25 protein-coding genes are annotated in these 26,096 nt (G+C 65.5%); 13 read left to right on the forward strand and 12 right to left on the reverse strand.

What is annotated here, in order from left to right; translation table 11 throughout:
- Window positions 1-195 precede the first annotated feature (195 nt).
- The 7 genes from WBR68_RS27590 to WBR68_RS27620 form a co-directional block, all read right to left on the reverse strand.
- A complete protein-coding gene (locus tag WBR68_RS27590; RefSeq protein WP_230695818.1) occupies window positions 196-1,374 on the reverse strand; it encodes an alpha/beta hydrolase family protein in 1,179 nt (392 codons plus the stop codon).
- Between the two features lie 252 nt (window positions 1,375-1,626).
- The gene (locus WBR68_RS27595; protein ID WP_230695819.1) at window positions 1,627-3,357 is read right to left on the reverse strand and encodes an ABC transporter substrate-binding protein; all 1,731 of its coding nucleotides are present in this window, start codon (window positions 3,355-3,357) and stop codon (window positions 1,627-1,629) included.
- 132 nt (window positions 3,358-3,489) lie between these two features.
- The gene (locus WBR68_RS27600; RefSeq protein ID WP_050446973.1) at window positions 3,490-3,798 is read right to left on the reverse strand and encodes a DUF2160 domain-containing protein; all 309 of its coding nucleotides are present in this window, start codon (window positions 3,796-3,798) and stop codon (window positions 3,490-3,492) included.
- A 12-nt stretch (window positions 3,799-3,810) separates the two neighbouring features.
- Window positions 3,811-4,623 carry a carbohydrate ABC transporter permease gene (locus WBR68_RS27605; RefSeq protein WP_100855963.1) on the reverse strand — a complete coding sequence of 271 codons (813 nt, stop codon included), beginning with the start codon at window positions 4,621-4,623 and terminating at the stop codon, window positions 3,811-3,813.
- Window positions 4,616-5,506 (reverse strand): carbohydrate ABC transporter permease, encoded by an 891-nt coding sequence (locus WBR68_RS27610; RefSeq protein WP_050446975.1) that lies wholly within the window; start codon window positions 5,504-5,506, stop codon window positions 4,616-4,618. Before WBR68_RS27610 ends, WBR68_RS27605 begins: the two co-directional genes overlap by 8 nt.
- Entirely contained in the window at window positions 5,503-6,591 is a 1,089-nt protein-coding gene (locus WBR68_RS27615; protein ID WP_230695820.1) for an ABC transporter ATP-binding protein, read from the reverse strand. The genes WBR68_RS27610 and WBR68_RS27615 overlap by 4 nt, the downstream gene beginning before the upstream one ends.
- Complete coding sequence (locus WBR68_RS27620; protein WP_230695821.1) at window positions 6,591-7,688, reverse strand: ABC transporter ATP-binding protein; 1,098 nt, start codon at window positions 7,686-7,688, stop codon at window positions 6,591-6,593. Before WBR68_RS27620 ends, WBR68_RS27615 begins: the two co-directional genes overlap by 1 nt.
- 210 nt (window positions 7,689-7,898) lie before the next feature.
- Here WBR68_RS27620 and WBR68_RS27625 point away from each other — a divergent pair, with 210 nt between their 5' ends.
- Window positions 7,899-8,717, forward strand: coding sequence for a DeoR/GlpR family DNA-binding transcription regulator (locus WBR68_RS27625; protein ID WP_050446978.1), 819 nt, complete (start codon window positions 7,899-7,901; stop codon window positions 8,715-8,717).
- Window positions 8,714-10,309 carry a glycerol-3-phosphate dehydrogenase/oxidase gene (locus WBR68_RS27630; protein WP_050446979.1) on the forward strand — a complete coding sequence of 532 codons (1,596 nt, stop codon included), beginning with the start codon at window positions 8,714-8,716 and terminating at the stop codon, window positions 10,307-10,309. The genes WBR68_RS27625 and WBR68_RS27630 overlap by 4 nt, the downstream gene beginning before the upstream one ends.
- A gap of 211 nt (window positions 10,310-10,520) precedes the next feature.
- On the opposite strand, the gene WBR68_RS27635 is transcribed toward WBR68_RS27630, so the two are convergent.
- The 3 genes from WBR68_RS27635 to WBR68_RS27645 form a co-directional block, all read right to left on the reverse strand.
- The gene (locus tag WBR68_RS27635) at window positions 10,521-11,120 is read right to left on the reverse strand and encodes an HD-GYP domain-containing protein (RefSeq protein WP_127184709.1); all 600 of its coding nucleotides are present in this window, start codon (window positions 11,118-11,120) and stop codon (window positions 10,521-10,523) included.
- 165 nt (window positions 11,121-11,285) lie between these two features.
- Window positions 11,286-11,966 (reverse strand): type 1 glutamine amidotransferase domain-containing protein, encoded by a 681-nt coding sequence (locus WBR68_RS27640; protein ID WP_230695822.1) that lies wholly within the window; start codon window positions 11,964-11,966, stop codon window positions 11,286-11,288.
- A 25-nt stretch (window positions 11,967-11,991) separates the two neighbouring features.
- Window positions 11,992-13,029 carry an NADP-dependent oxidoreductase gene (locus WBR68_RS27645; RefSeq protein WP_230695823.1) on the reverse strand — a complete coding sequence of 346 codons (1,038 nt, stop codon included), beginning with the start codon at window positions 13,027-13,029 and terminating at the stop codon, window positions 11,992-11,994.
- A 162-nt stretch (window positions 13,030-13,191) separates the two neighbouring features.
- On the opposite strand from WBR68_RS27645, the gene WBR68_RS27650 reads away from it, so the two are divergent.
- The 10 genes from WBR68_RS27650 to WBR68_RS27695 all read left to right on the forward strand — a co-directional run bounded on the left by WBR68_RS27650 (window position 13,192) and on the right by WBR68_RS27695 (window position 23,563).
- Window positions 13,192-13,959 (forward strand): TetR/AcrR family transcriptional regulator, encoded by a 768-nt coding sequence (locus tag WBR68_RS27650; RefSeq protein ID WP_230695824.1) that lies wholly within the window; start codon window positions 13,192-13,194, stop codon window positions 13,957-13,959.
- Between the two features lie 11 nt (window positions 13,960-13,970).
- A complete protein-coding gene (locus tag WBR68_RS27655) occupies window positions 13,971-14,939 on the forward strand; it encodes an HlyD family secretion protein (protein WP_230695825.1) in 969 nt (322 codons plus the stop codon).
- Complete coding sequence (locus WBR68_RS27660) at window positions 14,936-15,913, forward strand: ABC transporter ATP-binding protein (RefSeq protein ID WP_230695826.1); 978 nt, start codon at window positions 14,936-14,938, stop codon at window positions 15,911-15,913. Before WBR68_RS27655 ends, WBR68_RS27660 begins: the two co-directional genes overlap by 4 nt.
- Complete coding sequence (locus WBR68_RS27665; RefSeq protein ID WP_127184713.1) at window positions 15,910-17,055, forward strand: ABC transporter permease; 1,146 nt, start codon at window positions 15,910-15,912, stop codon at window positions 17,053-17,055. Before WBR68_RS27660 ends, WBR68_RS27665 begins: the two co-directional genes overlap by 4 nt.
- Window positions 17,056-17,169: 114 nt before the next feature.
- Window positions 17,170-18,645: an efflux transporter outer membrane subunit gene (locus tag WBR68_RS27670; protein WP_230695855.1), complete on the forward strand. Its 1,476-nt coding sequence runs from the start codon at window positions 17,170-17,172 to the stop codon at window positions 18,643-18,645.
- Window positions 18,646-18,855: 210 nt separating this feature from the next.
- Window positions 18,856-19,584, forward strand: a complete 729-nt coding sequence (locus WBR68_RS27675) for a response regulator transcription factor (protein WP_050446985.1) — start codon at window positions 18,856-18,858, stop codon at window positions 19,582-19,584.
- A gap of 106 nt (window positions 19,585-19,690) precedes the next feature.
- A complete protein-coding gene (locus WBR68_RS27680) occupies window positions 19,691-20,173 on the forward strand; it encodes a YbaK/prolyl-tRNA synthetase associated domain-containing protein (protein WP_050446986.1) in 483 nt (160 codons plus the stop codon).
- Window positions 20,174-20,195: 22 nt separating this feature from the next.
- Complete coding sequence (locus WBR68_RS27685; protein WP_230695827.1) at window positions 20,196-22,202, forward strand: FUSC family protein; 2,007 nt, start codon at window positions 20,196-20,198, stop codon at window positions 22,200-22,202.
- Window positions 22,203-22,205: 3 nt separating this feature from the next.
- On the forward strand, window positions 22,206-22,976 hold the full coding sequence (locus tag WBR68_RS27690) for an NRDE family protein (RefSeq protein WP_230695828.1): 771 nt from the start codon (window positions 22,206-22,208) through the stop codon (window positions 22,974-22,976).
- 152 nt (window positions 22,977-23,128) lie between these two features.
- Window positions 23,129-23,563, forward strand: a complete 435-nt coding sequence (locus WBR68_RS27695; protein WP_050446988.1) for a carboxypeptidase-like regulatory domain-containing protein — start codon at window positions 23,129-23,131, stop codon at window positions 23,561-23,563.
- Window positions 23,564-23,567: 4 nt separating this feature from the next.
- Here WBR68_RS27695 and WBR68_RS27700 read toward each other — a convergent pair whose 3' ends face one another.
- Window positions 23,568-23,942, reverse strand: a complete 375-nt coding sequence (locus WBR68_RS27700; RefSeq protein ID WP_050446989.1) for an MAPEG family protein — start codon at window positions 23,940-23,942, stop codon at window positions 23,568-23,570.
- A 167-nt stretch (window positions 23,943-24,109) separates the two neighbouring features.
- Between WBR68_RS27700 and WBR68_RS27705 the strand changes: the two genes are divergently transcribed.
- Window positions 24,110-24,958, forward strand: coding sequence for a CPBP family intramembrane glutamic endopeptidase (locus WBR68_RS27705; RefSeq protein ID WP_230695829.1), 849 nt, complete (start codon window positions 24,110-24,112; stop codon window positions 24,956-24,958).
- A 49-nt stretch (window positions 24,959-25,007) separates the two neighbouring features.
- On the opposite strand, the gene WBR68_RS27710 is transcribed toward WBR68_RS27705, so the two are convergent.
- Entirely contained in the window at window positions 25,008-26,060 is a 1,053-nt protein-coding gene (locus WBR68_RS27710) for an alkene reductase (RefSeq protein ID WP_230695830.1), read from the reverse strand.
- Between the last annotated feature and the right edge of the window lie 36 nt (window positions 26,061-26,096).

Raw genomic sequence — 26,096 nt, forward strand, 5'->3', positions numbered from 1 at the left:
GAGCACGCCAATAGGATAAAAACCTATGTGTTACCCATGTCCCCGAACATGTGTCACCCATGTCCCCGGTCCATACAATCGCGCGCAACCCATCGCGCGGACGTTGCCGATGGGTTGCGCGCGGCGGGCGCCAGTTTTCGCGGGCAGGCATTGCCGCGCTACACCCATCCTACGCATCTTGGATAGGAGGCCGGGTCACCGGTTGGCGGGCGTCGGTGTCGGCGGGATCACGGTATCGCTGATGCGCGCCTTGAAGAACGCCGCCATGCGGGCGTTCCAGGCTTGATGGAATTGGCGGCGGTCGAAGCCGGGCGCGTCCTGGCAGATGTCGGCTTGTGCCTGGTCGGGCGGGCAAGGTGCCAGGAACGCGAAGTGGCCCGCGCCTGCCACCACCTGATAATCCGGAGCGTGGCCCTGGCCCTGATCCTTATCCTGGCTTTGCTCCTGGGTCTGATCGTGGGTCTGCTCCCGGCTTTGCTCCCGGCTCTGCTCCCGGCTCTGCTCCCTGCTCTGATCCTGGCCCTCACCCTGCCTTCGACCCAGCGCCAGCCCCACCGCTTCCACATCGGCCAGGCTTACACCGTCTCCGCCCAGCGCCGACGCCCAAAGCTGCACGGGGATCTTCACCGCTTGCAACGCATTGCCTGGAAAAACATTCAGCGGATCTGCAATGACCACCGCCTTGATGCGCGCATCCTGCACATAGGGCTGCTGAGGAATTTTCCCGGATGCGATATCTCGGCACATGGGAAGCGGCGGCGCTTCCTGACAAACCGCCAAGCCCGCCTGAAAATCTGGCTTGGCGCCGGCCAACACCAAGGCGGTATACGCGCCGCGCGAAAAACCGAAGGCGCCGATCTTGGTGGCGTCCACGCGCGCTTGCTGTGGCCAGGCGGTCGTCATGTAGTCGATTACGCGCCGTATCTCACGCGGGCGCGTCGAGAAGATTGACAGGTATCCCTGCCGCGAGCGGTCCTGCGCGTTGTCGCCCACGTGGTTGATGGCGACCACCACGAAGCCCGCATCCGCCAGCGCCGCGGCGGTGTCGTGATGGCTCAAGAATGAACCGGCCGACCCATGCGACATCACGATCAAGGGATGCCGACCGTCGGGCACGGCGCAGTTCAAGACGCCAGGGATAGTGGCGCGACCCAGTTTGATCTCCGTGGCGGGGGCGTTGCATGGCGTCCAGACGCCACCCGTGAGCGCAGGCCCGTTCATGTCCATGGGTATCGTCAGACGCTGAAAGCCGGCAGCCTGGGCAGCGCTCGGCGTCAGGGCGCCGGCAAGACCTAGGGCAAGGACGGAAACAACAGCGGCGGCAGTGGTGGACGCGGTCGTGCAGCGCGCGCGCAAGAGGGAAAGAAAAGTCATGGTCGAACGGAACAAGGAAAAGGACGACGGGGCAAGCCGCACACCCATACCAGCGCAGCACGGTATCGACAATACCGGTCACGCACCCATACCGGTGCAGCGGGGTATCGACAATACCGGATTCGAACATGTCTTGTAGTGGCTACGGCGCGACGCAACCATGCGCTCGTGCTTCAAACAACGGGATGGATGCGAATGCCGTAGCGCCACGGCCCGCGCGGCGGCGCTACGGCTATCCATGGCATTGCCCCCTTAACGAACCTTGCCCTCCTTCCAAGCCGCCAGCAGTTGCTCATACGGAATGGTCTCGCCCTTGGGCTTCTCGTTGGCCAGCTTCTTCCACGGCGCGTGCTGGTCCGACAGCCACTTGCTGGGGTTGCTCTTCGGGTTCAGCTTGGGCGCGCATTGCGCCATGCCTGCCCGCTCCAGCCGCGCCATCACCTGATCCATTTCATTGGCCAGGCTGTCCATGGCGGCCTGCGGGGTCTTTTCACCGGTAACCGCCGTGGCCACGTTCTTCCACCACAACTGCGCCAGCTTCGGGTAATCCGGCACGTTGTTGCCGGTGGGCGTCCATGCCACGCGGGCCGGGCTGCGGTAGAACTCGATCAGCCCGCCGTAGTTGGCGGCGTTCTTGGTGAAGAACTCGCTGTTGATGTCGCTGTCGCGGATGAAGGTCAGGCCGGTGATGGATTTTTTCAGCGATACCGACTTCGACGTGACGAACTGCGCATACAGCCAGGCCGCGGCCATCTTGTCGGGGTTGGTGGATTTGAAGAACGTCCATGAACCCACGTCCTGATAGCCGTTCTGCATGCCGTCCTTCCAGTACGGGCCATAGGGCGACGGCGCCATGCGCCATTTCGGCGTGCCGTCGTCGTTCACCACCGGCAGGCCCTTCTTGGTCATGTCGGCGGTAAAGGCCGTGTACCAGAAGATCTGCTGGGCGATCTGGCCTTGGGCGGGCACCGGGCCCGATTCCGAAAACGTCATGCCCATGGCCTGCTGCGGCGCGTACTTCTTCATCCAGTCGATGTACTTCGTCAGCGCATAGACGGCGGCCGGGCTGTTGGTGGCCCCGCCGCGAGACACCGACGCACCGACCGGCGTGCACTTGTCATCCGCCACGCGAATGCCCCATTCATCCACCGGCATGCCGTTGGGCAAGCCCTTGTCGGCCGCGCCGGCCATGGACAGCCACGCATCGGTAAAGCGCCAGCCCAGCGACGGGTCTTTCTTGCCGTAGTCCATGTGGCCATAGACCTTCTTGCCGTCGATTTCCTTGACGTCGTTCGAGAAGAAGTCGGCAATGTCTTCGTAGGCGGACCAATTGGTGGGCACGCCCAGGTCGTAGCCGTACTTGGCCTTGAACTTGTCCTTCAGATCTTGCCGGGCAAACCAATCCGCGCGAAACCAATACACGTTGGCAAACTGCTGGTCGGGCAGTTGATACAGCTTGCCGTCGGGCGCGGTGGTGAATTTGGTGCCGATAAAGTCCTTGATGTCCAGGTCGGGGTTGGTCCATTCCTTGCCCGCGCCGGCCATGTAGTCCGACAGCGGCAGAATGGCGCCGTAACGGTAGTGGGTGCCGATCAGATCGGAATCTGAAATCCAGCCGTCGTAGATCGACTTGCCCGACTGCATGGACGTCTGCAGTTTCTCGACCACGTCGCCTTCCTGAATCAGGTCGTGGTTGACCTTGATGCCGGTGATTTCACTGAACGCCTTGGCCAGTGTCTTGGATTCGTACTCGTGCGTGGTGATGGTTTCCGACACGACGTTGATTTCGTTAACGCCCTTGGCCTTCAGCTTGGCCGCGGCATCCATGAACCACTTCATCTCGGCCATCTGCTGGTCCTTGGACAGCGTGGAAGGCTGGAACTCGGAATCCACCCACTTCTTCGCCTCCGGCTCGCCGGCCCAAGCCCCTGATGTGCCGATCAGGGCGATAGCGGCCGCCATGGCGTGCATGCGCAATTTCATGACCTGTCTCCTCGAATACCCTTCCCCTTCTGTTCTGCTGCGGACCTCTGGCCGGGGAAGATGCGGGCCGCAGTCCTTCAAAACCATCCATCCCAACCTGCCAGGGGTCGACGCGCCCCTTCAGCCCTTTCTTCAGCCTTTTTTCATGATGAAAGCCAGCAACAGCATGGACACCACGAAGCTGATCCACACCGACGGCGGCTCGTCCAGTGACAGCCACTCCATCACCTTTTCGCCAAACCCCAGAAACGCCAGGTTGACCCAGGCCGCGGCCATCAATCCAATAAACAGCCTGTCGCCGCGCGTGGTGCGCAGCGGCAGAAAGCCCTTGCGTTCGACCGTGGGCGATTTCAATTCCCACACGGTCATGCCGATCAGCATCAGCACGATGCAGGTGAAAAAAACCGCGACCGGCGTGGTCCATACCATCCAGCTGAACATGTCGGCCCCCTTCTACACGCGGCCCATCGCGAAGCCCTTCGCGATGTAGTGGCGCACGAACCAGATGACGATGCCGCCCGGCACGATGGTCAACACGCCGGCCGCCGCCAGCACGCCCCAATCCATGCCGGACGCCGACACGGTTCGGGTCATGGTGGCCACGATAGGTTTGGCGTTGACGGACGTCAGCGTGCGCGCCAGCAGCAGTTCCACCCAACTGAACATGAAGCAGAAAAACGCCGCCACGCCCACGCCCGACTTGATCAGCGGCAGGAAGATCGTGAGGAAAAACCGGGGAAAGGAATAGCCGTCCACATAAGCGGTTTCGTCGATTTCGCGCGGCACGCCGGACATGAAGCCTTCCAGAATCCACACGGCCAGTGGCACGTTGAACACCAGATGCGCCAACGCCACGGCCAGATGCGTATCCATCAGCCCGAACGAACTGTAGAGCTGGAAGAACGGCAACAGGAACACGGCGGGCGGCGTCATGCGGTTGGTCAGCAGCCAGAAGAACACGTGCTTGTCGCCGATGAAGCGGTAGCGCGAAAACGCATAGGCGGCGGGCAGCGCCACCGCCAGCGAGATGACGGTGTTGATGACGACGTAGATCAGCGAATTGATGTAGCCCGAATACCAAGCGGGGTCGGTGAAGATGGTGCGGTAATGCTCGAAGGTGAAGTCGCGCGGCCACAGCGTCAGCGTGCTGACGATTTCGGTATTGGTCTTGAACGACATGTTCAGCATCCAGTACAGCGGCAGCATCGCGAACACCAGGTACAGGATCAGGAAGGCGGAACGCCACCAGGTGGATTGGTCACGCATGGGGATGCTCCTCGTCGACGCCGCCGGTCGTGCCCGCGCGCTGCATCCAGTTGTAGAGGATGAAGCACAGCAGCAGGATGATCAGGAAGTAAATGATGGAGAACGCCGCGGCGGGCCCCAGGTCAAACTGGCCCACGGCCTTTTGCGTCAGGTACTGCGACAGGAACGTCGTGGCGTTGCCCGGCCCGCCGCCCGTCAGCACGAAGGGCTCGGTGTAGATCATGAAGCTGTCCATGAAGCGCAGCAGCACGGCAATCATCAACACGCCGCGCATCTTGGGCAGTTGGATGTAGCGGAACACCGCCAGCCGCGACGCACCGTCGATGCGCGCCGCCTGGTAGTAGGCGTCGGGAATGGCGCGCAGGCCCGCATAGCACAGCAGCGCGACCAGCGGCGTCCAGTGCCACACGTCCATGACCAGCACGGTCACCCAGGCGTCCACGTCGTTGCCGGTGTAGTTGTAGTCCACCCCCAGCCACGACAAGGTCGCGCCCAGCAGGCCGATGTCGGTGCGGCCGAACACCTGCCAGATGGTGCCCACCACGTTCCAGGGAATCAGCAAGGACAGCGCAATGATCACCAACACGGCCGACGCGCGCCAACCGCTGGCGGGCATGGACAAGGCAAGCAAGATGCCCAGCGGAATCTCTATGGCCAGCACCGCCAGCGAAAACCCGATCTGGCGGAACAAGGCGCCATGCAGCTCTTCGTCTTGCAGCACGGCGGCAAACCACTCCGTGCCCACGAAGACGCGGCGGTCCGGGGCAATGATGTCTTGCACGGAATAGTTGACGATGGTCATCAGCGGCAAGATGGCCGAGAACGCCACGCACAACACCACGGGTAAAACCAGGAACCAGGCCCGGTGATCAATGGGTTTCATGGGATCAGCACCTCGTCGCGGTAAAAGCAGGTGTGCGGATTCAGCACCGACAACCAGACGGTGCCGCCGACGGCTGCGGGCACGATGTTGCTGCCCAGGCGGGCGCGCACGGGCGTGCCTTCGAAGTCGGCCACCAGCAAGGTGTAGGTGCCCACGTCCTGAATGCGCTCTACCCGCATGGGCACGGCGCCCGCCGTGTTCGCGTCTGTCAGGCGCAGGTATTCGGGGCGCACGCCCAGCTTGATGGGGCCGGCGTTAGCCAGCTTTGCAGCCACTTCGGGCGTGGCGCCTTGCACGCGCGTCTGCCCCACCCACAGCGCATCGTCGCGCCATTGCGCCGGCAGGAAGTTCATGCCGGGCGACCCGATGAAATGGCCCACGAAGGTGTGCGCCGGCCGTTCGAAAAGATCGTCCGCGCTGCCCACCTGCACGGCGCGTCCGCGCGCCATCACCATGACCTGGTCGGCAAACGTCAGCGCTTCGGTCTGGTCGTGCGTCACGTAGATCAGCGTCAGCTTGAATTCGTGATGGATTTCCTTGAGCTTGCGCCGTAGCTCCCACTTCAGTTGCGGGTCGATCACGGTCAAGGGTTCGTCGAACAGAATGGCCGACACGTCATTGCGCACCAGGCCACGGCCCAGCGATATTTTTTGTTTGGCGTCGGCCGTCAGGCCGCTGGCGCGGCGGTCCAGCACATGCGACATCTCCAGCATTTCGGCAATGCGGCCCACCCGTTCGCGGATGTGTTCGGGCGCAACGCCCCGGTTGCGCAGCGGAAAGGCCAGGTTGTCGGCCACCGTCATCGTGTCGTAGACCACGGGAAACTGGAACACCTGCGCGATGTTGCGCGCCTGCGGGGATTTGGCCGTGACGTCCTGGCCGTCAAACAAAATGCGCCCGTGCGAGGGGCGCAACAAACCCGATACGCAGTTGAGCAAGGTGGTCTTGCCGCAGCCCGACGGGCCCAGCAAGGCATAGGCGCCGCCGTCGCGAAAGGTGAATTGCAGCGGTAGCAGCGCGTAGTCGTCGTCGGTCTTGGGGTCGGCCACGTAGGAATGGGAAAGGTCCAGCTCGATCTGCGCCATCAGGCCGCCTCCCCGTTCATGCCCGGATGGCGCGGTGCGGCCAGAGGGGCGGCCAACAGCGCGCCGCCGGTGTCGAAAGCATAGGTGTTGGCCGGGTCGAAATACAGTTGCACGCGCTCGTCCAAGGTATAGCGATGCACGCCCGGCAGTTGCGCCACCACGTCGCCCGCGGCCGTCTCCGCATGCACGAAGGTATCCGAGCCCGAAATTTCAGCCAGCTTCACCACGCCGGCCAGGCCCACATGACCGGGGCGCGGTTCCACGTCCAGCGCGCCCGCGCGCAGGCCCGCGGTGATGTCGGCGCCCGCCTGCGCAGGCAGGCTACGGTCAACCGCCACCTGGCCTTGCAGGACGAAACCCGTGTCCGTGCGCCGGGCCGCGAACAGGTTCATGGGCGGATCGCTGAATGCGCGCGCCACGCGTATGGAATTGGGGCGGTGAAAGACCTGGGCCGTGGGGCCGTATTGCAGCAGCTCGCCCGCATCCAGCACGGCGGTGTGGCCTCCCAGCAACAGGGCTTCGCCCGGTTCGGTCGTGGCGTAGACCACCGTGGAACGCCCTTCGGCAAACAATTCCGAAAGCTCGTCGCGCAGTTCTTCGCGCAGCTTGTAGTCCAGGTTGACCAGGGGCTCGTCCAGCAGGATCAGGGGCGCGTCCTTCACCAAGGCCCGGGCCAGCGCCACCCGCTGCTGTTGCCCGCCAGACAGTTCCGACGGGTAGCGCGCCAGCAGATGGTCGATGTGCAGCCGGGCCGCCATGGCGCGGACTTTTTCGCGGATGTCCTTTTCGCCGCGCAGCTTGAGCGGCGACGCGATGTTGTCGTAGACCGACATCGACGGGTAATTGATGAATTGCTGGTACACCATGGCGACGTTGCGCTGGCGCACGGGCACGCCCGTGACATCCACGCCGTCAACCAGCACGCGGCCTTCGGTGGGTCGGTCCAGCCCGGCCATGATGCGCATCAACGAGGTTTTGCCCGCCAGGGTCACCCCCAGCAGCACCGTCATGGCCCCCGGCACGGGAGCCAGGCTCATGGGAGTCAGGTGCGTTTGCGAGCCGGCCCGCAAACCTATCCTGTCCAAGGTCAGCTGCATCTAGTCTCCTCAACCTACTTATATGTCCCTGTTTTAAAACGGACTTCGGTATTCGGTACAGCGCCCCAGCCGCTACGCGCAATGGCGTAACAGGATGAGCATACTCTTTCAGGTATCTTTCGTTTTTTTTGCGTTTTACCCAAGAAGCGAACAAAAAACAATCTTGCAGTGCGGCATTATTTTTCGCTTTTGTTGTTTTATCATGCGAATATGACACTGAATCCACGACAGAGCGCGTTGGTCGAAATGGTGCGGGCCCAAGGCTCGGCCACGATCGAAGAGCTCGCCAAACGCTTTGACGTCACGCTGCAGACCGTGCGGCGCGACGTCAACATTCTTTCCGAAGCCGGCATGCTGTCGCGCTTTCACGGTGGCGTGCGCATTGAAGCGTCCACCATCGAGAACATTGCCTACCGCAAGCGCCAGGGGCTGCACGCCGCGGGCAAGCAACGCATTGCCGAAGCCGTGGCGCGCGCCGTGCCGGACGGCTGTTCGCTGATCCTGAACATCGGCACCACCACCGAGGCCATCGCGCGCGCCCTGCTGCGCCATCGCGGCCTGCGCGTCATTACCAACAACCTGCATGTGGCGGACATCCTGTCCGACAACCCGGATTGCGAAGTCATCGTGGCCGGCGGCGTGGTGCGTTCGCGCGACCGCGGCATCGTGGGCGAAGCCACCATGGATTTCATCCGCCAGTTCAAGGTGGATATCGGCCTGATCGGCATTTCGGGCATCGAAGCCGACGGCACGCTGCGCGATTACGACTTCCGCGAAGTGCGTGTGGCGCGAACCATCATCGAACAATCGCGCGAAGTCTGGCTAGCCGCCGACAGCAGCAAATTCAAACGTCAGGCCATGGTGGAACTGGCGCATATCTCGCAAATCGACCGATTCTTTACCGACGCGCACCCGCAGGAACCCCTGGCGCAGGTGCTGCTGGATTCCGGCGTGCGCTGCGAAGTCGCGGCCGCGCCCAACGGGGCCGGCGTAGAGATCCCCACGAATAATTCCGCATCCAACTTATGAACCAACCGCTCGCCAACGTCACCCCGCCCGATCGCAACCGCCTGCTGTCCACGCTGGACAACACGCCGTCCTGGGACGTCATCGTCATCGGTGGCGGCGCAACGGGCCTGGGCACCGCCGTGGACGCCGCCGCGCGTGGCTACCGCACCTTGCTGATCGAAGGCGCCGACTTTGCCAAGGGCACGTCCAGCAAGGCTACGAAACTGGTGCATGGCGGCGTGCGCTATCTGGCCCAAGGCAATGTCAGTCTGGTGCGCGAAGCGCTGCACGAACGTGGCCTGCTCAATCGCAACGCGCCGCACCTGGTGTGGCCGCTGGGTTTCGTGGTGCCCGCCTACAACCTGTTCGACCAGCCTTTCTATGGCATCGGCCTGAAGATGTACGACATGCTGGCCGGCAAGCTGAACCTGGCGCCCAGCCGCTGGTTGTCGCGCCGCGACACGCTGGCCAATGCGCCCACGCTGGCGGAAAACGTCAACGGGCGTGGCTTGAAGGGTGGCGTGCTGTATTACGACGGCCAATTCGACGACGCGCGCCTGGCGATGAGCCTGATGCGCACGCTGTTCGACCTGGGCGGCACGGCCGTGAACTACGTGCGCGCCACGGGCCTTAGCACCAGCAACGGCAAAATTGACGGCGTGACCGCGCAAGACGTGATCGGCGGCGCCAGCTTCTCGTTGCGCGCGCGTTGCGTGATCAACGCCACCGGTGTCTGGGTGGACGCCGTGCGCCGCATGGAAGACAAGAACGCGGCCACGATGGTGGCGCCCAGCCAGGGCGTGCACCTGACCTTGCCGCAAGAGTTCCTGCCCGGCAAACGCGCCATTCTTATCCCGAAGACCGACGACGGCCGCGTGCTGTTCGTGGTGCCATGGAACGGCCACACCATCGTGGGCACCACCGACACGCCGCGCGGCGATCTGCCGCTGGACCCGGAAGCCGGCGCGCAGGATGTGGACTTCATCCTGAGCACCGCCGCGCGCTACCTCAGCCGCAAGCCGACCCGCGACGACGTCACCAGCGTCTGGTCGGGCCTGCGTCCGCTGGTCAAGGCCACGGGCGAAGCGTCGACCAAGCAGTTGTCGCGCGAGCACACGATTTTGGTGTCCAACGCCGGGCTGGTGACGGTAACAGGCGGCAAGTGGACGACCTACCGCCGCATGGCGCAGGACGTGGTGGACACGGCGATTCAACATCACTTGCTGACGCAGGCGTCGTGCCGGACCGAATCGCTGCCGTTGCACGGCGCGGCGGGCCTGGCGCCGTCCGAAGAGCATGCGGGCACGCCGGACAGTTACTACGGCAGCGATCTTGCAGTGTTGAAGGCGTTGCCGGGCGCCGACCGCATGCTGGTCAAGGCCAGTGGTTTGTCGGAAGCGCACGTACGTTTCGCGGCACGCTTTGAGCTGGCGCGCAGCGCCGAAGACGTGTTGGCCCGCCGCAACCGCGCGCTGTTTTTGGACGCGGAAGCCGCAATGCTGGCCGCCCCCGAAGTCGCCCGCATCCTGGCCGAAGAGCTGGGCCACGATGCCGCGTGGCAGCAGCGCACACTGCAAGAGCTGGCTACGGTAGCGAAGACGTATCGGCTGTAGGATGGGTGCAGCGCGGGGACGCCTTCAAAAGAAACTAGGCGTAAAACGCGCGAAACCCATCAGCACCCGTGAAGTTCTTGCCAACGTTGGAATGCATCCACGCTTGCTTGATGGGTTGCGCGCGGCATGGGCTGGCTTTCTATTGGCTGATTTCTCGCGCTACACCCATCCTACGAGCATCGATGCACGTTGCCCGCACGCCCGCTGCGATTCACGGCACCCGCAGCGTGCTCGTTTCTATCATCGCGTCGAACACGCGCAGCAAATCCGGGTCGCATTTTGAACCGGCTTCGCGATGCAGGATCCGCATGATCTCGCTATGCCCGCGCGCAGGGTGATACGGGCGCGCGTCGCCCAGCGCATCATACGAATCGGCCAGCGAAATAATGCGCGATAGCATCGGAATATCGTGGCCGTGCAGGCCAGCCGGATAACCCGAGCCGTCGAAATGCTCGTGATGGTGGCGCACCGCTTGCGCGATCAGGTCGCGTTGCGGCATCGCGCTATGCATGATGATGTCGGCGCCAACCGCCGCGTGGGACTTCATGATTTCCCAGTCTTCGCCTTCCAGGCGATGCGGTGAAAACAGCACGCGGTCCGGCGTGCCGACCTTGCCCACGTCGTGCAGCCGCGCGGCCACGGCGGCGGCCTGTTGTTCGTTTTCGGACAGGCCACAGGCCTGTGCCAGCGCCACGCTTAGCGCGACCACACGGCCGCAATGTCGGCCGGTGGCGGGGTCACGCGCCTGCATGGCGGCGAACAGCGCGGCCTCGCAGGAACTTGCTGGATACTCGGGTACGTCGGGAGGCATCAGGAAACGCGCGGCGCCTCGCTTGAGCGGCGCGCTTATGTCGGAAAGTCGCAATTCTGACACAATGCGCACCAATCTTTACGACACCAACGACCCGCTGGCCAGCGGCACCGGGGTTGGCTCAGCTTTCCCTGCCCCCCGCGCCGCGCGGCTATCCGAACAATTTCATTGCTTCAAGCGCGCCAACAGCGCTTCTGCCACGCCCACCGACGACGCCGGGTTCTGCCCCGTTACCAACAAGCCGTCGCAAAGCACATGGGGCTGCCAGTCCGGCCCACGGCTATACAAACCGCCCAACTGCGTCAGTTCGTCTTCCACCAAAAACGGCACCACATCGGTCAACTGCACCGCTGCCTCTTCGCTGTTGGAAAAGCCCGTTACCTGCCGCCCTTGCACCAGCGGCTTGCCATCGGCCGTCTTGGCATGGCGGAGTACGCCGGGCGCATGGCAGACGGCGGACACCGGCTTGCCGGCGGCCAGCATGGTTTCGATCAGCGCAACCGACTTGGCGTCTTCCGCCAGATCCCACAGCGGGCCATGGCCGCCGGGATAGAACACCGCGTCGAAGTCCGCCGCCTGCATGTCGGCCAGCGGCTGCGTATTGGCCAAAACGCGCTGGGCGTCGGCATCCTGGCGAAAACGGCGCGTGGCGTCGGTCTGTGCGTCGGGATCATCACTCTTGGGGTCCAACGGCGGCTGGCCCCCCTTGGGCGAGGCCAGCGTAACCGCCGCTCCCGCGTCGATAAAGGCGTAGTAAGGCGCTGCGAACTCTTCCAGCCAGAAGCCCGTCTTGCGGCCGGTGTCGCCCAGCGTGTCATGGGAAGTCAGCACGATCAGGATTTTCATGTTTCGCTCCGATTGCGGTACGCGCTTATTCATCCGAGCCGACGCGCACGATGCGCTTGCCGGCGTTTTCGCCCTTGAGCAGGCCGATCAGGCCGCGCGGCGCATTCTCCAGCCCCTCGACCACGTCTTCGCGATACTTGATGCGGCCCTGCGCAATCAGCCCTTCCATGGCTTCGCGGAATTCACCATAGCGGTGGGCGTATTCGTTGAAGATGATGAAGCCCTGCACCTTCAGCCGCTTGGTCAGGATGTTGCGCATCAACAGCGCCAGACGGTCAGGGCCATCGGGCAGGCTGATCGCGTTGTAGGCCGAGATCAAGCCGCAGACCGGCACGCGGGCGCGTGGGTTCAGCAGCGGCAGCACGGCATCAAACACCGCGCCACCCACGTTTTCGAAATAAACATCAATGCCTTGCGGCACGGCGCGCGCCAGACGGCCAGGCAAGTCGGGCGACTTGTGGTCCAGGCAGTCGTCAAAGCCCAGTTCGTCGACCACGTAGCGGCATTTGTCCGCGCCGCCCGCAATGCCAACCACCTTGCAGCCATGGATCTTGGCGATCTGCCCCACCACCGCGCCCACCGCGCCGCTGGCCGCGGCCACCACCACGGTTTCACCGGCCTTGGGCTGGCCGATGTCCAGCAGCCCCATGTAGCCCGTGAAGCCGGGCATGCCCAGCACGCCCAGCGAATACGACGGATGCTGCGGATTGGGACCCAGGCGCAACAGGCCGGCGCCGTCGGACAAGGCGTAGTCCTGCCAGCCGGACTGGGCCAATACCCATTCGCCTGGCTTGTAATCGGGGTGATTGGACGCTTGCACGCGGGTCACCGTGCCGCCCACCATGGTCTGGCCGATCTGCACGGGTTCGGCGTAGGACGGCGCGTCGCTCATGCGGCCGCGCATATAGGGGTCGAGCGACAGGTACACGGTGCGCAGTAATACCTGGCCGGGACCGGGCTGCGGGACCTCGCCCGTTTCCAGGCGGAAATCGCTATCAGTGGGCTCGCCATGCGGGCGAGCGGCAAGCACGATGCGGCGGTTGATCGACGGGGATTGCGTCATGAAGTCCAGCCTCCTGGGGAAGCCGCCCAGGCCTTGCAGGCAAGGCCCGGGCGGCGGATTGGGAAACCGATCCATTACACCATCGATGCCCTCTGCCCCGCGTTGCAACATTTAACGCCGACCCTGTTTTAATTAATTAAATACTTAATTAAACTGCGCGCCATGTGCCCGATTCCTACCGCCCCCACCCGCCGGCCCGGCCGCCCCGCGCGTGCTTCGGGCCCCGACAACGCCGCCATGCGCGCCCAATTGCTGGACATCGCCACCGGCCTGTTCGCTGCGCAGGGTGTGGCGGCCACCACCATTGCGCAGATCGCCCAGCGTGCCAACGTCACGCCGGCGATGCTGCACTACTACTTCAGAAGCCGCGACCAACTGATCGATGCCGTGGTGCTGGAACGGGTGGTGCCGGTCATCGCCTATGTCTGGGCGCCGGTGCGACTGGCCTCGGAGTCGGACCCTGCTACCGCCATTGACCCCGACGCCGCGCCCGACACGGACCCCGCCACGGCGGCGCGCACCTACCTGACGGAAATCGTGAATCGCATCGTGCAAAGCGCCACGCAACGGCCGTGGCTGCCGGCGTTGTGGATGCATGAAGTGGTGAATGAAGGCGGGCAACTGCGTGAACGGGTGCTGCCCCACCTGCCGACCGACCGGCTGGCCGCCTTTGCCGGGATGATCGGCCAGGCCCAGCATCAGGGCGCCATCACGTCCGGCGTTGAACCCCGCTTGGTGTTTCTTTCCATTCTTGGCCTGACCCTGCTGCCGCTTGCCACGTCCAACCTGTGGCGCCGCATCTGGCAAGGAGACGCGCAGGCGCAAGCCATCGATACCCAAGCGATCGCGGCGCACGCCATTGCCATGCTGACCGGCGGCCTGTTCTCGCCGGCCGCCCCGCTTTCCCCGCCCCATTCCGCTGCCCGATAAGGATGCCGACCATGCGCACCCGCCCTGCTCTGCTTCGATTCCTGCCCGGCCTGCCGGTGCTGACGCTGCTATTGGCTGGCTGCGGCCCGGACAGCACGCCGTTCTACCAGGGCTACGTGGAAGGCGACTACGTCTACGTGGCCTCCTCCGAAGCCGGCCGCCTGGATGCGCTGGCCGTCAAGCGAGGGCAGCAGGTCAGCGCCGACGCGCCACTGTTTACGCTGGAGGCCACGCGCGAACGCGCCGCCCGTGATGAGGCCAGCGCGCAGTTGGCGACGGCCACCGCGCAATTGGAAGACATCGCCACGGGCAAGCGGCCGGCGGAAATCGACGTCAACCGCGCGCAACTGGCGCAAGCCGAAGCCGCCAGCCGCCGCTCGGCCGCGCAACTGCAACGCGATACGGCGCAGTTCCGCATCGGCGGCATAGCGCGCGCGCAGTTGGACGACAGCCGCGAACAGGCGCAGTCAGACGCCGCCCGCGTGCGCGAACTGCGCGCCCAACTGGAAGTGGCCAACCTGCCTGGCCGCGACGACCAGCGCCGGGCGCAGGCCGCTCAGGTTGCGGCCGCGCGCGCCGCGCTGGCGCAGGCGGAATGGACCTTGGCGCAAAAGCAGTTGGGCGCGCCGGCCGCGGGCCAAGTGTTCGACACGATGTACCGCGTGGGCGAATGGGTGCCCGCGGGCAGCCCCGTTGTCAGCCTGTTGCCGCCCGGCAATGTGAAGGTGCGCTTCTTCGTGCCCGAAACCGTGGTGGGCACGCTGAAAGCCGGCCAGACGGCCACGCTGCGCTGCGACGGCTGCGGCGACCCGATACCCGTACATATCGACTACGTGTCTGACCAGGCCGAATACACGCCGCCCGTCATCTACAGCCGCGAAAGCCGCAGCAAGCTGGTTTACATGGTGGAAGCGCGCCCCGCGCCGGACGCCGCCGCGCGGCTGCATCCTGGGCAACCGGTCGAGGCAACGCTGCAATGAACGCGCCCGCCTCGTCCGACACGCAAAACGCCGCGCCCGCCCCCGGCAAGGCCGTCATTGACGTGCGCGGCCTGAACAAGCGCTTTGGCGACAAGCATGTGGTGAACGACGTATCGCTGCGTGTTCAAGAAGGCGAGATCTTCGGCTTTCTAGGCCCCAACGGCAGCGGCAAGACCACCTGCATCCGCCTGATGTGCGGGTTGCTGACGCCGGACTCCGGCAGCGGCACCTGCCTGGGCTACGACATTGTTCAAGACAGTGCCCAGATCAAGCGCCACGTGGGCTACATGACGCAGAAGTTTTCGTACTGGGATGACCTGACCATCCGCGAAAACCTGGACTTTGTGGCGCGCATGTACGGCATGCCGCAACGCAGGCAGGCGGTGGACCGCGCGCTGGAAGACCTGGGCCTGCACACCCGCGCCAACCAGCTGACGGGGTCTCTATCGGGCGGCTGGAAGCAGCGCATGGCGCTGGCCGCCTGCCTGCTGCACGAGCCGCGCCTGCTGCTGCTGGACGAACCCACCGCGGGCGTGGACCCGACCGCGCGGCGCGACTTCTGGGAGCAACTGCACGAGCTGGCCGCGCGCGGCATCTCGGTGCTGGTCAGCACGCACTACATGGACGAAGCCGAACGCTGCCACAAGCTGGCTTATATCTCGTACGGCAAGCTGCTGACGCAAGGCACGGCCGAACAGGTGATTGCCGAACAGCGCCTGTCCACCTGGGCGATCCACGGCCACAACCTGGTGCCGCTGGGCCAGCGCCTGCGCAGCGCGCCGGGCGTGGACCAGACCGTGGCGTTCGGGTCGGCGCTGCACATCAGCGGCCAGGACGCCGATCTGCTGGAACGCACGCTGCGCGACGCCATCCGTAGCCAAGACCTGCGCCTGGAACGCATCGACACCAGCCTGGAAGACGTGTTCATCTACCTAATGAACCGGTCCACCGACAACTTCGCGAGCCCCCCATGATGCGCGCCATGCAAGGCTTTTCCTGGGCACGCTGGTGGAGCATGGTGCTGAAGGAATTTCTGCAACTGCGCCGCGACCGCATCACGTTCGGCATGATCGTGGGCCTGCCCATCATGCAGTTGGCGCTGTTCGGCTACGCCATCAACACCGACCCCAAGCAGATGCCCACGGCGGTCATCACGGCCGATCACAGCCCGTTCACGCGCAGCTTCATCGCGGCGATGAAGTCGTCCGACTACTTCCATATCACCGAAGAACTGGACTCCGAGGAAGCCGGCCGCGCCGCGCTGGCGCAAGGCCGTGTGCTGTTCGTGGTGACCATTCCGCCGGACTTTTCGCGACGGCTGTTGCGCGGGGAGCGCCCAGCGCTGCTGATCGAGGCCGACGCCACCGACCCCATGGCCACCGGCATGGCGATTGGCGCGGCCACACAACTGACGCAAGCCGTGGCGCAAAAAGACCTGACCGGGCCGCTAGCCGGCTTGGCGGGTGGGCAGCCGGCTTTCGACGTGCGCGTGCACCAGCTCTACAACGAAGAGCAGATCTCGCAATACAACACGGTGCCCGGCCTGATGGGCGTGATATTGACGATGACCTTGGTGATGATGACGGGCCTGGCCATGACGCGCGAACGCGAGCGCGGCACGATGGAAAACCTGCTGTCGATGCCGGTGCGCCCGCTTGAAGTCATGACGGGCAAGATCGTGCCTTACATCGCCATCGGGTTGATTCAGGCCACCATCATCCTGCTGGCCGCGCATTTCGTTTTTCATGTGCCGATCCTGGGCAGCCTGCTGTCTGTGTATCTGGCGGCGCTGCTGTTCGTGGCGGCGAACCTGACGGTGGGCATCACGCTGTCGTCGCTGGCGCAGAACCAGTTGCAGGCCATGCAACTGACCATGTTCTATTTTCTGCCCAACTTGCTGCTGTCCGGGTTCATGTTCCCGTTTCAGGGCATGCCGATGTGGGCGCAGTACCTGGGCAACCTGCTGCCGTTGACGCACTTCAACCGGCTGATTCGCGGCATCCTGCTCAAGGGCAACGGCTGGTGGGACTTGTGGCCCAGCATCTGGCCGCTGATGCTGTTCACCGCGGTTGTCATGACCGCCGCCGTGAAGTTCTACCGCCGAACTTTGGATTGATGCGCCATGCCACGCCTAGCCCTGAACCCTGTTTCATCTTTGCCCGTGACTGTCCGCCAGGCCTTGAGCCGGTGTGCCGCGCCGCACCGCCGCATCAAGCGCCTTCACATTGCCATGCTGGCCATCGGCCTGCCCGCCCTGATCGCAGGCTGCGCCGTCGGGCCAGACTTCAAGCTCCCCCCGGCGCCCGACGCCACGTCCTACACTGCCCACGACGCCGATCCCTCCCCCCCCGGCGCGCAACGCTTGCAGGCTGGCGTCGACATTCCCGCGCAATGGTGGCGGCTGTTCCAGTCCGACGTACTGGACCAACTGGTGCGCCAGGCGCTAGAAGCCAGCCCCACGCTGGCCCAGGCGCGCGCCAGGCTGCGCCAGGCCAGCGAAGACCTGGATGCCGAAACCGGCGGCCGGCTGTTGCCGTCAGTGGATGCGGACCTTTCCGTCAAACGGCAAAAGGTGGACCCATCGGCCTACGGTGTGCCGGTGGCGGAATTGCCGCCGCCCTTCACGCTCTACAACGCTTCGATCAATGTGTCCTACACGCTGGACGTGTTCGGCGGCAACCGACGGGCACTGGAAGGCATGGCGGCGCAGGTGGACTACCAGGCGCACGAATTGCAGGCCGCGCGCATGTCGCTGGCCGCCAATGTCGTCACCGCCGCCATCCGCCAGGCCGACCTGTCCGAACGTCTGGCCGCCACCCGCGACCTGCTGGCCGCGCAGGTGCGCCAGCAAGACATCATGCGGCAGCGCGTGGCAGCGGGCGGCGCCGCCCAGGCCGACCTGAGCAACCAGGAACTGCTGGTGGCCCAGACCCGCGCCACGCTGCCGCCTCTGGAAAAGCAGTTGTCGCAAACCACGCATCAGTTGGCGGTGTACCTGGGCCTGCCTCCCGCCGCGCTGCGCACGCCGCACTTGCGGCTGGCCGACCTGAGCTTGCCCGCCGATATTCCCACCGGCGTGCCGTCCGCGCTGACGCGCCAGCGCCCGGACATCCTGGCCGCCGAGGCGCTGTGGCACCAGGCGTCGGCCGATGTGGGCGTGGCCACCGCCAACCAGTACCCGCAGTTCACGCTGACGGCCAGCTTTGGCTCACAGCGCACACGCGCGGGCGATTTGTCCGACGGCGTGAATGTGTGGAGCTTGGGGCTGGGGCTGGCGCAACCGCTGTTTCGCGGCGGTGAGCTACGGGCGCGCAAGCGTTCCGCCGAAGCGGCCTACGAGGCCGCGGCGGCCGCCTACCAGCAAACGGTGCTGGACGGATTCCGCCAGGTGGCCGACGCCCTGCGCGCGGTGCAGACCGATGCCGACAGTTACGCCGCCTATGACGACGCCTGGCGCCGCGCCACCGACGCCGAACGCATCGCGCAAGGCCGCTACCAGGCAGGCGGCATCAGCCACCTAAGCCTGCTGGACAGCCAGCGCCAGCTGCTGCAAACGCAGATTTCCCGCACCGAGGCGGACGCGGCCCGCTACGCCGACACCGCGGCGCTGTTGCAAGCCTTGGGCGGCGGCTGGTGGAACGAGCCCGCCGCCGGACCGAGGGCAGCGCAATCCAGCGTGTCGCCCCCCCTGACCGCGAGCCCCTGACGAGCCCCGACGTTCAATTGAGGGTCAGGGTTGTAGCAGCAACCGCCGAATTCAAACATTGTTCGGTAACCACCCGACAATTGACCGCGATAGGCCGCCTGTAATCATGTCTGAGAATTCGGGTACGAAAGTGTCGTTGAGCGGGGTTAGGGAAACCGCCAATTCGTAGCATCATGCAAGCGCTCAAGCTGCACAGATCACTACGATTTCATGAATGACCTACTAGACCTGATCGTCTTCTCTCCCGATCCCGACCAACGCGTGCGCCGCAGCGACGCACTGGCCGAGATGGGATTCTCGCCACGCCGGTGCGAGGACTCCAATGGCCTGTTCCGCCTGTTTCAGGCGCGCCGCACGCCATTGCTAGTGATGGAGGCCGACCTTACCGATCTCTGCATGGCCGTCGCTGGTCTGCGCGCCATGGACACGACGGCGGGCATCATCGCCGTGTCCAACTTTGATACGCCTGAAAACCGCATTCTAGGCCTGCATTGCGGCGCCGACGCCTGCTTTCAGCACGACGTGGCCACCGCGGAAATCGCCGCCGCCTTGCAGGCGCTGGTACGCCGCGTGCCCGCCACCGGACGCCGCCCCCTGCTGACCGAGGCCGAGCCACGCGCCATTGCCACGCCACCGGCAGGCGACGTCGCGGGCAAGTGGCAGTTCCACGACGCCGCCTGGACGCTGGTCAGCCCGCAAGGCACGCGCGTGTCGCTTACCCTGGCGGAACGCGAATTCCTGCTGAAGCTGACCACATCGGCCGACAAGCGCCTGCCGCGCGGCGATGCGTCCGGCTCCGACGCGCAGGTCGGCCGTGAATCCGTCCGACGCACCGATGTGGTGGTCAGCCGGCTGCGGCGCAAGGCGCAGGACCTGAACGTGGAACTGCCGATCCGCACCGTTTGGGGTTGGGGCTACGCCTTCACGGGCGAGATCTGACGGCGGCTGGCGGGCGTATCATGCGTAGCGGGGCCGATGCCAGACATCTTGCGTCTGGCGCCCGTTGTTTGCATTCCCCCTTGTTCCCTACGCCGCCGCCACCGATATGGAAGTTTTCGAACGCCTGCAAGCGCTGCTTGCCCAGCACCACGCGCGCCACCGCCTGATCAACCATCCCGCCGCTGGCCGCTCGGTGGAAGTGGCCGCCATCCGTGGCACCGACGTCAGCCAGGGCGCCAAGGCGCTGGTCTGCCGAGTGAAAATTTCGTCGAACGTGCGCAAGAACGTGCTGGCCGTTTTCCCCGCCGACAAGCAGGCCGACCTGGACGCTATCGCGCGCGCCGCGGGCGGCAAAAAGGCGTCGCTGGCCTCGCAGGACCTGGCCCGCGAACTGACCGGCTGCGAAATTGGCGCCATCCCGCCGTTTTCCTTCAACCCTGACTTGCACCTGCTGGTGGACCCCAGCCTGCGCACGCGCCACGATGAAATCGTGTTCAACGCGGGGCGGCTGGATGCGTCCATTCTGCTGAACACGGAAGACTACTTCCGGCTGGCGGCGCCCCAGGAAGCGCCGTTGATCAAGGCCTGACTCCCGCCGCCACCACCCCACCATGACGCCCGCCGTGTTCCGCTCCAAGATTGCACGCGGCGCCAACATGCGCTGGCTGATGAGCCTGGCGCACATGGAGCCGTCGCCCGTCAGCCCGTGGGTGGCGCTGCGGGCGGCGCTGGCCATCGGCCTGCCCACGGCCGTGGGCCTGGCGCTGGACCAGATCGGGCCCGCCGCCTTGGTCGCCTTGGGCGCGCTGCCCGCCATCACCGGCGACAACGGCGGCCCTTACCGCAACCGGGCGCTGTCCATCGGCTGCACGGTGTTCGGCGGCGCCTTGGGTTACCTGCTGGGCAACCTGGTGGCCGGACACGGGCTGTGGACGTCCGCCGCCATGACCCTGCTGGTGCTCATCGCCAGCCTGGTGGGCACCTTCAACAACATCGCGGCGGTCGCCACGCTGCAATTCGCGGTGTACGTCATCGTGGGTTCCAGCCTGACGTCCACCCTGCCCGCCTGGCTGCCTTCGGTGCTGGTGGGCATGGGCGGGCTGTTTGGCCTGGCGCTGACGCTCGCGGGCTGGGTGGTGCACCCGATTGCGCCCGAACGCGCCGCCGTGGCGCAGGCGTATCGCAAGCTGGCCGCCTTGTTCGCCGCCATCGGCACATCGCGCACCATGGTTGCCCGGCGCGACATGGAAGCGGCCATGGCCACCGCCTACGACACGGTCTTGGCGGCCCGTGGCCGCGCCGCCGGGCCGTCGCCGCGCCTGGCCCGCCTGGCGGCCCAACTCCAGGCCTGCACACCGCTGACCAATACGGCGCTGGCGCTGGCCCGCGCCGGCCGCGTCCTGCCGCCGGCCTGCGCGCGCGTCATGAACCATCTGGCGGACCGGGTCGAGCATGATCAGCCCCCCGCCCCCGGCGACGACATCACGGCCTTGCGCCAAGCCGGCATGCTGGAACTGGCGGATGCGCTGGCGCAGGCCGAACCCTTGCTGACGGGCGCCAAGACGCCCGACGCCGACCCCACGGCCCAGCTTGCGCCGGCGCCTCCGCGCACACCGTGGCGGGTGCTTGCACGCACCTACCGCCCCGGTCCGACCACCGTGCGATATCTGATCCGGCTGGGCCTGTGCCTGATCGCCGCAGAGGCCGTGGCGCTGGCCGCGTCGCTGCCGCGTTCGTATTGGGTGCCCTTGATTGTGGTGGTGATCTTCAAGCCGAACTTCGGTTCGGTATTCGCGCGGGCGCTGCAAAGCTGCGGCGGCAGCGTGGTGGGCGTGGCCATCAGCGCCACCGTGCTGGCGGTGGACCAGAACGGCATCGCCAGCGTGTTGACGGTGGCGGCGCTGGCGGCCTTGCTGCCCTGGTCCATCCGCCGCAATTACGGGCTGTTTTCCGCCATTCTGGTGCCTATCCTGATGCTGCTGATCGGGGCCTTGCAGCCCGGCACCTGGGCTATCGCGCTGGCGCGCCTGCTTGATGTGGGCGTGGCGGCCGGCATCGTGCTGCTGGTGGGCTACCTGCCGTGGATCCGCATCGAACGCAATAACCTGGACCAGGCCGTGGCCACGGCGATGTCCACGCTGGCTGCTTACGTCAATACGGTGTTCCAGGCGGACCCCGCCAAGCGCCACGCCCTGCGCGCCCGCGCCTATGCGAGCTTGTCGGACCTGCGCATCGCGTTGCAGCGCGGCCTGTCCGAACCGCGTTTGGTCAGCCGCCGCGCGCTGGCCTGGTGGCCGGTGGAGGTGGCGCTGGAGCGCGTGGCCAACGCCGTGTCGGACACGGCCTGGTCGCTGCCTGCCGACCAGCCCACCCCCAGCGCCGCCGAAGTCGGGCAACTGGCGCACGCCTTGCACGCCATGAGCGTCGCGGTGGTGGGAGGCACGGCTGTACCGACCGCGGCCATCTCCGCCCCCATCCCGGCGCTGGCCGACGTGGCCGCCGAAATCGAAAGCTTGCGCGCCGCGCTGGCTGGGCCGGATTTTGCCGCCGCGCCCCTCGCCGCTTTGCCCAAGCGTCGCTCCACCCATCCCCTTACCCCTCCATCCAACCAGGTCTGAACCATGTGTCTTGCCGTATTGGCCCTGCACGCCTTGCCGGGCATTCCCGTCCTGATCGCCGCCAACCGCGACGAATTCCACGCACGCCCCACGCTCCCAGCCGCGCAATGGGCGGATGCGCCCGGCCTTTACGCAGGCCGCGACGGCCTGGCCGGCGGCACCTGGATGGGCGTGACGGCGCAAGGCCGCTTTGCGCTGGTCACCAATTTCCGCGAACCCGGCAGGCACCTGGACCCTGCCCCGTCACGCGGCGCGCTGGTTGAAGATTATTTGCGCGGCAGCGACTCGCCGCAGGCATACCTGGCGCGCACGCACGAATCGGATCAGGCTTACAACGGCTTCAACCTGATCGTGGGCGACACCCGTCAGGCCTGGTATCTGAGCAACCGCGATGGCGCGCCGCGCCCGCTTGCACCCGGCATCTATGCCCTGTCCAACCATTTGCTGGACACGCCCTGGCCCAAGCTGGCCCGCACCAAGACGGCGTTTACCGAGGTACTGGGGCGTACGCCGCAACCTGACCTGCCCGCCTTGTTCGACGCGCTGGCGGATAGGCAGACGGCCACCGATGAGGAGATGCCCGCAACCGGCCTGCCCCAAGACCGCGAACGACTGTTGAGCAGCCCGTTCATCGTCAGCCCCGACTACGGCACCCGCGCCTCCAGCGTGCTGGTGCTGCGCGAGGGCGGCGCGGGCCAATTGGATGAAAGGCGCTTTGCGCCCGACGGCACGGTCAGCGGGGAAAGCCGGCTGGCTTTTTCCTGGCAAGGCTGAACGCGCGGGAATATGCTGTTTTGCGAGGCGGCGAGAAAACCAGCGGCAGAATCACGGCCACGGAAACAATCGGTTGATCTCCGAGACGCGCTGCCGCGAACTCCGTGCCGTCGCCCAGGTCGAAGCTCAATCATTCACGTCTGGAGAATCAGATGAAAAAACGCATTGAACGCTGCACCCTGTCCGCCATGATGGCCTTGGGCAGCATGGCCATTGCCGGCGTGCTGTCCACCGCGCAGGCGGCATTACCACCGGTCAAGCACCAGGGCTCGGTGCAATACGTCAGCGGCGGTATCGGCATCGATGAATCCGAAGCCATGAAAGCCGCCGCAAAAGATTATCCGCTGGCGCTGACTTTCGCGGCCCAGCGTGATGGCAAGGCCGATTATGTGGCCAGCGTCGGCGTCACCATCCTCGACGCGCAAGGCAAGGAAGTCTTGAAGGCCACGTCCGAAGGTCCCTACATGCTGGTCAAGCTGCCCGCGGGCAGCTACAAGATTTCAGCGACGTTTGAGGGCAAGAAGCAGGAACGCGCAGTGACTGTGCAAGGCACCGGCACCGCGCGCGCCGTTTTTGAATGGAAGTAAGCGCCTAGACCCCTGAAAACAGGATGGCGATGATGAAGCCCACGCTGATCGCCCAAGCCAGGGACCGCAGCGCTCCCCAGCCTGCCAGATACATCGCCAGATAGCCCAGGCGCACGCCCAACCAGCACGCCATCAGGGTGGCCACATGCGCGGGCGACGCCTGCGTATACAGCGCGAACAGCACCGCCGCAAAGAAGAACGGCAGCGCTTCAAAGGCATTGATCTGCGCCGCGTTGGCGCGCGCCCGCCAGCCTTCCTGGCGAGCAAGCCACGCGCGAGGGTCATTGTTGTCGAACTTCTTTCCCCCCGCCTTGGCGATGATTGTCGACACCAGCGGCAGCAGTGCCGCTGCCAACATCAACCACGCGATCATTTTCATACTGACTCCAGGTGCGCCGCCCCAAGGTGGGGCCGGACAGGGTGACGGGCATTTAGCCGCCCCTGCGGCATGGTCGCCTGAAAGCAAAAAAATGAAAAGCCGCGCGCTGAGATGAACCGCCATGCGCGCTTACACTTTGCGCTCCAAGTTTTGCGCCCGCTTGCCTGATGACCTTGCTGAGCCCCTGGCCCCCGTTATTTCTTGCCGCCGCCCTGCTCTGGCCCCCCGCAACGCGGCGCTGGGCGCTGGCGCCGTTGATGCTTGCCTGGGCGTGGGGCTGGGCCGATGGCGTGATAGACCCCGTGGCGTTCGTCGCGCCGGCGCTGCTGGTGTTGGCGGCGGCCTGGGTGCGGCCGGGGTCTGGTGATGCGGTGCGGATCGCCGGCCACGGCTTGTTCCTGCTTCTAGCCGCAGCGCTCTTCCTGCATCTGCTGCCGGGCTTTCACAACCCGCTGGTGATTGCGCCCGCCCCGCTGAGCGCGGACGCCGTGGCGTTTGGCATGTATCTGAACCTGGACAAGCCGCTGGTTGCCTTCTGGGTGATCCTGGCCCTGGCCCCGCCCATGTCGGGCGTCGACCTGCGGCGCACGGTGCTGGCGGCCAGCCTGGCCTGCGGCGCGGCGGTGCTGGCCTGCCTGGGCATTGCGCTGGCGTTGGGCGTGGTGGGCTGGGCGCCCAAGTGGCCGGACTCGGGCTGGATCTGGCTCATCAACAATGCGCTGCTGGTCACGCTGGCTGAAGAGGCGCTGTTTCGCGGCTATGTGCAGCAGCAGTTGGCCACGCGCTGGCGGCATCATCCCTGGGGCGCCTGGGCCGCGCTGGGCGTGGCTGCGGTGCTGTTCGGGCTGGCGCATTTTGCGGGCGGCTGGCAATGGATGTTGCTGGCCGCCATCGCCGGCGCCGCCTATGGCGTGGCTTACCGCTACGGCGGACTGGCGGCGGCGGTGCTGGCGCATCTGGGCTTGAACGCCGCGCACTTCGGTTTATTTACCTACCCGATGCGCGCGGTGTTCTAGCGTGACGTTCTGGTGCGCAGCCGCACCGTATTCCCGCACGGCAGGTGGCTTACGCCAGCGCCGGATAGTCGGTGTACCCCGTCGGACCCTGCGCGTAGAACGTGGACGGTTCGGGCTTGTTCAGCTCGGCGTTCAATTCAAACCGGCGCGCCAGATCGGGGTTGGCAATGTAGGGCACGCCAAACGCCACGGCGTCGGCGCGGCCGGCCTTGATGGCGGCTTCGGCCGATTCCCGCGTGTAGCCTTCGTTGCCGATGTAGACGCCGCCAAAAGCCGCCTTCAAACGCGGGCCCAGGCTGTCTTCCGCTTCACGCTCGCGCACGCAAAGAAAGGCGATGCCGCGCTTGCCCAGTTCGGTGGCCACATACAGGAAGGTGGTGGCCAGATCGGAATCGCCCATGGTGTGAATATCGCCGCGCGGCGACAGGTGCACGCCCACGCGGTCGGCGCCCCAGACGCCCACGCACGCATCCACCACTTCCAGCAGCAGGCGAGCGCGGTTTTCCAGCGATCCGCCGTATTGGTCGGTGCGCTGGTTGGTGCTGTCTTGCAAGAACTGATCCAGCAGGTAGCCGTTGGCGGCGTGCACTTCCACGCCGTCGAAACCCGCTTCCATGGCCATTTGCGCGCCATGGCGGTAGGCCTCGACCACGCCGGGCAACTCGGCCGTTTCCAGCGCGCGCGGGGTGACGTAGGCACGCTTGGGGCGTACATGGCTGACATGGCCGCCGGCCGCGATGGCGCTGGGCGCAACGGGCAGTTCGCCGTTCAGGAAGATGGGGTCAGAAATGCGGCCCACGTGCCAAAGCTGGGCCGCGATCAGGCCGCCTTTTTCGTGCACGGCCGCGGTCACTTTGCGCCAGCCCTTCACTTGTTCGGTGGACCACAGGCCGGGAGTGTCGGCGTAGCCCACGCCTTGCGGGGTCACGGCGGTGGCCTCGGTCAGGATCAGGCCCGCGCCGGCGCGCTGGGTGTAGTACTCGACCATCAAATCATTGGGAACGCGGCCTTCGCTGGCGCGTTGGCGCGTCAAGGGGGCCATGACAATGCGGTTGCGCAGCGTCAGCGCGCCAACGCGCAGGGGTTCAAACAGGGTGCTCATGCAAAGTCCTTCCGCCCCGGGGCGATGGGGCGCGAT

Source organism: Achromobacter sp. JD-1 (assembly GCF_038594925.1).
GTDB lineage: Bacteria > Pseudomonadota > Gammaproteobacteria > Burkholderiales > Burkholderiaceae_B > Achromobacter > Achromobacter spanius_C.

What these genes read in the sequence shown, in the direction of transcription:
- WBR68_RS27665 (WP_127184713.1), top strand. Translation starts at nt 15,910, where the DNA reads ATGATGCGCGCCATGCAAGGCTTTTCCTGGGCACGCTGGTGGAGCATG.
- WBR68_RS27590 (WP_230695818.1), bottom strand. Translation starts at nt 1,374, where the DNA reads ATGACTTTTCTTTCCCTCTTGCGCGCGCGCTGCACGACCGCGTCCACC.
- WBR68_RS27635 (WP_127184709.1), bottom strand. Translation starts at nt 11,120, where the DNA reads ATGCCTCCCGACGTACCCGAGTATCCAGCAAGTTCCTGCGAGGCCGCG.
- WBR68_RS27625 (WP_050446978.1), top strand. Translation starts at nt 7,899, where the DNA reads ATGACACTGAATCCACGACAGAGCGCGTTGGTCGAAATGGTGCGGGCC.
- WBR68_RS27615 (WP_230695820.1), bottom strand. Translation starts at nt 6,591, where the DNA reads ATGGCGCAGATCGAGCTGGACCTTTCCCATTCCTACGTGGCCGACCCC.
- WBR68_RS27670 (WP_230695855.1), top strand. Translation starts at nt 17,170, where the DNA reads ATGCTGGCCATCGGCCTGCCCGCCCTGATCGCAGGCTGCGCCGTCGGG.
- WBR68_RS27655 (WP_230695825.1), top strand. Translation starts at nt 13,971, where the DNA reads ATGCGCACCCGCCCTGCTCTGCTTCGATTCCTGCCCGGCCTGCCGGTG.
- WBR68_RS27705 (WP_230695829.1), top strand. Translation starts at nt 24,110, where the DNA reads ATGACCTTGCTGAGCCCCTGGCCCCCGTTATTTCTTGCCGCCGCCCTG.
- WBR68_RS27645 (WP_230695823.1), bottom strand. Translation starts at nt 13,029, where the DNA reads ATGACGCAATCCCCGTCGATCAACCGCCGCATCGTGCTTGCCGCTCGC.
- WBR68_RS27650 (WP_230695824.1), top strand. Translation starts at nt 13,192, where the DNA reads ATGTGCCCGATTCCTACCGCCCCCACCCGCCGGCCCGGCCGCCCCGCG.
- WBR68_RS27680 (WP_050446986.1), top strand. Translation starts at nt 19,691, where the DNA reads ATGGAAGTTTTCGAACGCCTGCAAGCGCTGCTTGCCCAGCACCACGCG.
- WBR68_RS27640 (WP_230695822.1), bottom strand. Translation starts at nt 11,966, where the DNA reads ATGAAAATCCTGATCGTGCTGACTTCCCATGACACGCTGGGCGACACC.
- WBR68_RS27675 (WP_050446985.1), top strand. Translation starts at nt 18,856, where the DNA reads ATGAATGACCTACTAGACCTGATCGTCTTCTCTCCCGATCCCGACCAA.
- WBR68_RS27710 (WP_230695830.1), bottom strand. Translation starts at nt 26,060, where the DNA reads ATGAGCACCCTGTTTGAACCCCTGCGCGTTGGCGCGCTGACGCTGCGC.
- WBR68_RS27620 (WP_230695821.1), bottom strand. Translation starts at nt 7,688, where the DNA reads ATGCAGCTGACCTTGGACAGGATAGGTTTGCGGGCCGGCTCGCAAACG.
- WBR68_RS27685 (WP_230695827.1), top strand. Translation starts at nt 20,196, where the DNA reads ATGACGCCCGCCGTGTTCCGCTCCAAGATTGCACGCGGCGCCAACATG.
- WBR68_RS27700 (WP_050446989.1), bottom strand. Translation starts at nt 23,942, where the DNA reads ATGAAAATGATCGCGTGGTTGATGTTGGCAGCGGCACTGCTGCCGCTG.
- WBR68_RS27600 (WP_050446973.1), bottom strand. Translation starts at nt 3,798, where the DNA reads ATGTTCAGCTGGATGGTATGGACCACGCCGGTCGCGGTTTTTTTCACC.
- WBR68_RS27690 (WP_230695828.1), top strand. Translation starts at nt 22,206, where the DNA reads ATGTGTCTTGCCGTATTGGCCCTGCACGCCTTGCCGGGCATTCCCGTC.
- WBR68_RS27610 (WP_050446975.1), bottom strand. Translation starts at nt 5,506, where the DNA reads ATGAAACCCATTGATCACCGGGCCTGGTTCCTGGTTTTACCCGTGGTG.
- WBR68_RS27605 (WP_100855963.1), bottom strand. Translation starts at nt 4,623, where the DNA reads ATGCGTGACCAATCCACCTGGTGGCGTTCCGCCTTCCTGATCCTGTAC.
- WBR68_RS27695 (WP_050446988.1), top strand. Translation starts at nt 23,129, where the DNA reads ATGAAAAAACGCATTGAACGCTGCACCCTGTCCGCCATGATGGCCTTG.
- WBR68_RS27630 (WP_050446979.1), top strand. Translation starts at nt 8,714, where the DNA reads ATGAACCAACCGCTCGCCAACGTCACCCCGCCCGATCGCAACCGCCTG.
- WBR68_RS27595 (WP_230695819.1), bottom strand. Translation starts at nt 3,357, where the DNA reads ATGAAATTGCGCATGCACGCCATGGCGGCCGCTATCGCCCTGATCGGC.
- WBR68_RS27660 (WP_230695826.1), top strand. Translation starts at nt 14,936, where the DNA reads ATGAACGCGCCCGCCTCGTCCGACACGCAAAACGCCGCGCCCGCCCCC.